This window comes from Enterococcus sp. FR204, from assembly GCF_031143325.1.
Lineage (GTDB): Bacteria > Bacillota > Bacilli > Lactobacillales > Enterococcaceae > Enterococcus_B > Enterococcus_B faecium.
Genome location: NZ_JAKZIW010000084.1, coordinates 1 through 3,694, shown reverse-complemented (window position 1 = coordinate 3,694; position 3,694 = coordinate 1). Strand labels below are relative to the sequence as shown.

At 32.2% G+C, this 3,694-nt stretch carries 5 protein-coding genes; all 5 read left to right on the top strand.

Annotated elements, in window-relative coordinates; genetic code table 11:
* Window positions 1–410 precede the first annotated feature (410 nt).
* Window positions 411–1,148, top strand: coding sequence for a replication initiation protein (locus RG571_RS11775; protein WP_002292475.1), 738 nt, complete (start codon window positions 411–413; stop codon window positions 1,146–1,148).
* Between the two features lie 27 nt (window positions 1,149–1,175).
* The gene (locus RG571_RS11770; RefSeq protein WP_002292473.1) at window positions 1,176–1,712 is read left to right on the top strand and encodes a DUF536 domain-containing protein; all 537 of its coding nucleotides are present in this window, start codon (window positions 1,176–1,178) and stop codon (window positions 1,710–1,712) included.
* Window positions 1,713–1,727: 15 nt separating this feature from the next.
* Window positions 1,728–1,898, top strand: a complete 171-nt coding sequence (locus RG571_RS11765) for a hypothetical protein (RefSeq protein WP_002292472.1) — start codon at window positions 1,728–1,730, stop codon at window positions 1,896–1,898.
* Between the two features lie 450 nt (window positions 1,899–2,348).
* Complete coding sequence (locus RG571_RS11760) at window positions 2,349–2,477, top strand: hypothetical protein (protein ID WP_002339187.1); 129 nt, start codon at window positions 2,349–2,351, stop codon at window positions 2,475–2,477.
* A gap of 85 nt (window positions 2,478–2,562) precedes the next feature.
* A complete protein-coding gene (locus tag RG571_RS11755) occupies window positions 2,563–3,252 on the top strand; it encodes a hypothetical protein (RefSeq protein ID WP_002292458.1) in 690 nt (229 codons plus the stop codon).
* Window positions 3,253–3,694: the final 442 nt, after the last annotated feature.

The window sequence follows — 3,694 nt, the reverse complement described above, 5'->3', positions numbered from 1 at the left end:
TAGCAAAGGAGCTGGAGGCGACTGCGCAGGTATAATGTGAGAGCGTAGCGATCACACCTTTTTGGCGACCGTAGGGAGCAAGTTTTCCAGTTTAGAAAAATTCGCGAACCTGTTTGAGGAAAAGGTAGTAGTTTTTTAGGCGGGAAATTAAATGTGCTCTTAAGATATACTGTTAGATATACTGTTAGATATACTGTTAATAATAACTGTTAGGTATTAGCAACCTCATGGGAGAGTAAGTATTGACATAGGTAGTGGGGGATAATTTGTCACACTATGGGGGATAAATTGTCACACTATGGGGGATAAATTGTCACACTATGGGGGATAAATTGTCACACTATGGGGGATAAATTGTATTTTACATCCTCTTATGTCTATGATAACATAATTTATTGAGGTGATTTTTATTGAGTAACGATATAGTTCGATATAATAATGGATTAAATTCTGTCCCTTTAAGAAAATTTACTCCTATAGATATGGATTTATTTTGGGGAATATGTTCTAAAATGAAAAGAAAAGGTACAAAAGAAGAAATTTTTACATTTAAACAAATAAAAGAATTAATTGATTACAATATAAATGCACGTGGCGACCGTTTTGCTAATGATTTAATAAAAATGTCAAAAAAAATCATTACTTTGTCTTTTATTTATGAAGACGAAAAAACATATGAGCAATTAAATCTGTTTCAAAAATTTAAAATCGATAAAGTGAATGAAACATTATTAATAAAGGTTTCTGAAGAATTTGAATATATACTTAATTCAATCGGAACTAATTTTACTCGTTTCGAATTAGAAAATATGACAAACTTAAAGAGTAGCTACGTTAAAGAGTTATATCGCCAACTTATGGCTCATAAAAACAGAAGATCTAAAAAAGGTCACTGGTTTGTAAAAATAGAAGATTTTAGAGCTCTATTAGCAATACCAGAAAGTTATCGCATGAGAGATATTGATAAACAAATTTTTGCCCAAGCGAAAAAAGAATTTTTAAACGTTAATTCAACTCACCCTGCTATTTTTAAAACTTTTGAAATCAAAAAAATTAAAGCCTACAAAGGAAATAAGATAGGATCTCTGCAAATTTATTTTGAAGAAAATATACCTTCAATTACCTTAGATAATTGGTTAGAGAAATAATACCTAACAATTTAGGAGGCAATTATCATGCAACCCAAAGAAACCTTTACAATAAGGGAATTATCTGAATTATTTGAAATAAGTAGGCAAGCAATCTCTAAACATGTTGATAAATTAGACCCGTCCTTATTAGCTAAAAATGAGCGTGGTTATAAGGTTGTATTACGTTCTGGAGTATTGCAACTTGCTAGCAACTTAGGTAACCAAAGGTTACTAGATAGGTTGCATGAGTATGAAAAAGACAACGATAAAAACATTTATATATCAAGCAAAAACGTGGTTGTAAACGAGTTGCTAGATAAGTTGCGTGAAGAAAATGAATTTTTACGAGAACAACTTTCCCTTAAAGAGCAAAATAATTCTAATATGCAAAAATTACTCGACCAACAACAACAGCTCACCCTACAGGCAAATCAACAGATCGAAAAACTGCAAGAACAGTTACAATTAGCTTATACGGAAGAAACTCCAGAAGATGAATCAACTACTATTCTTTCTGAAGAAACAGAATCGATAGAAAAACACACAAAGAAGAAGCAAAAATGGTGGCAACTTTGGAAATAACTGGAGGGAATATTCATGACAAGAAAAAATCTTCTATTCGGTTCTATTTTACTAGGAATTCTAGGCTTCAGTCCGATGTTATTGTCAGTGATCAATAAAGGGAATAAACATGGTGAATTGAAATTGAATCCAAATTATTACAACAGTCCTAACGAAGAATTGTTTGTAAAAGAAACGGATAAATAATAAAAAAGACTGCTCTTCCGAGCAGCCAGTTAAAAAATAATGAGTGTTTATTCTTGAAAAAGCAACGCGCTTATGAAGCGCTACCAAAAATTTATCATATTTTATGAAAAATAACACCCCAGTAAAAAATGACTGGTAAAAATTCACAAAGAAACGGAAAGAAGCAACTGCAGAAAATCAAGCCTTAAAAAGAGCTTTTGACCTAGACCAATTAAAAATCACAAAGTGAGCCCCTGTATCGGTTGATACAAGGGCTACTTGGCATAGTATACATTATGTCTACTAATTCTCTAAATAACAATTATTCTTTTTTTTTTGACGATTATGAATCCAAAATAACTTTTTATAACATCGCTGAGCCTTTTATAAAAATATTATTTTAAAATATTTTAGAATACTATCTTAGTTTCTAAACACAGAAGAATTAAGTTTTTTAGGAGGAAAATATTCATGATATCTAAAAAATACTATAATTTAAACAATCAAGAATTACAAAACATTAATGCTGGTGGCTTTTGGTATTATGTAGGCGTTGGTGTAGAAAAAATTTGTGAAGTTTTCACTCATATCTTTGGATAATTTTTAGGAGGATTTTATAGAATGAAGAATTATACTAAATTAGTCCTGACACTGTTCGCATTTTGGTTAGTATGGGGAGGCTAAAATGGCATTTTATTTACCCTATCTACTCATTTTTGTTAGTATTTCAGGAAGTATTTGGCTCATCTATAAAATTTTCCAAACAAGATATTCATTAAAAGGCTCTAAAATTCGATTTAAGCGATTTTTCTTGCTTGGCTGTATATTTTCCTTGATAATCGTCTCAAGCGGCTTATTAGGCGTTTTAGAGGGCAATAAGCGCGTTTCTAGAAGTATTTTATTAGGAAATGTCACTCAAAAGTATGAATCAGCACGTAATAAAAAGAAAAAAGAGCAAGCATTAGCACAAAAAATGGAAGAGTTTACCACTTGTTATGAGGAAATGAACGATATTTTTGTGAATCAAGAAAAACGTTTGACGGATAAAAACATGGAAAAACTCACTCGTCTTTATCAAAACTTGCCAGAAAAACAGCAAAAAGAGGTTCAAGACAACTATGAGCAAACCAAAAAAGACGTGCAATATGTAAAAGATACAAAGATAGAAGAAGCCTGTAGTGATCTATTTGGAGACACAAACCCTTGGTTTGCCAGTGAAGAAGAAAAAAAAGAAAAACAACAATCTGTCACATATGAACGCTACGAAAACCTGTTTCAACAAGCAACTAACATACAAAGTCCAACGAAAAAAGAAACGGCATTAAATTATCTAGAAAGTGTCAAGGAATGGTTAGATCAGCAACAACAAAATTGAATTTGATTTAAAATCATGTTAAACTAAACATGCAAATAGGTAATCATGAGATACACGAAAGCCCTAGAGAAGTCGGATTCTCTAGGGCTTTTTTTTTGGGCTGATGTCGCCTTAGTTGATTTTACGTCTTGTTTCGGTTATTCAGCCAATAACTGAATAGAGAGTTTAGAAGCTCAACAAGAAGGGCGCAAATAAAGTTGGTAATCATAAGATACACCTCCTTCCAGTCGCAAGACTGTCGGATAGGCGACAAGTTATTATATCTTAAAAAATTAAATTTGTGAGGTGTTTTTAAGTATTACTTGTTTTAGGGTTGTTAGGGCTTGCCCTGACCGCCTGTAGGGCGCTTTAAATTCCAGATAAAGGTTTTTATACTAAGACTGTCTTAAAACGGCTTAGACAAGCTCTTAGAGCCTCAACCCTCCTTTTTGAACAATGGTTT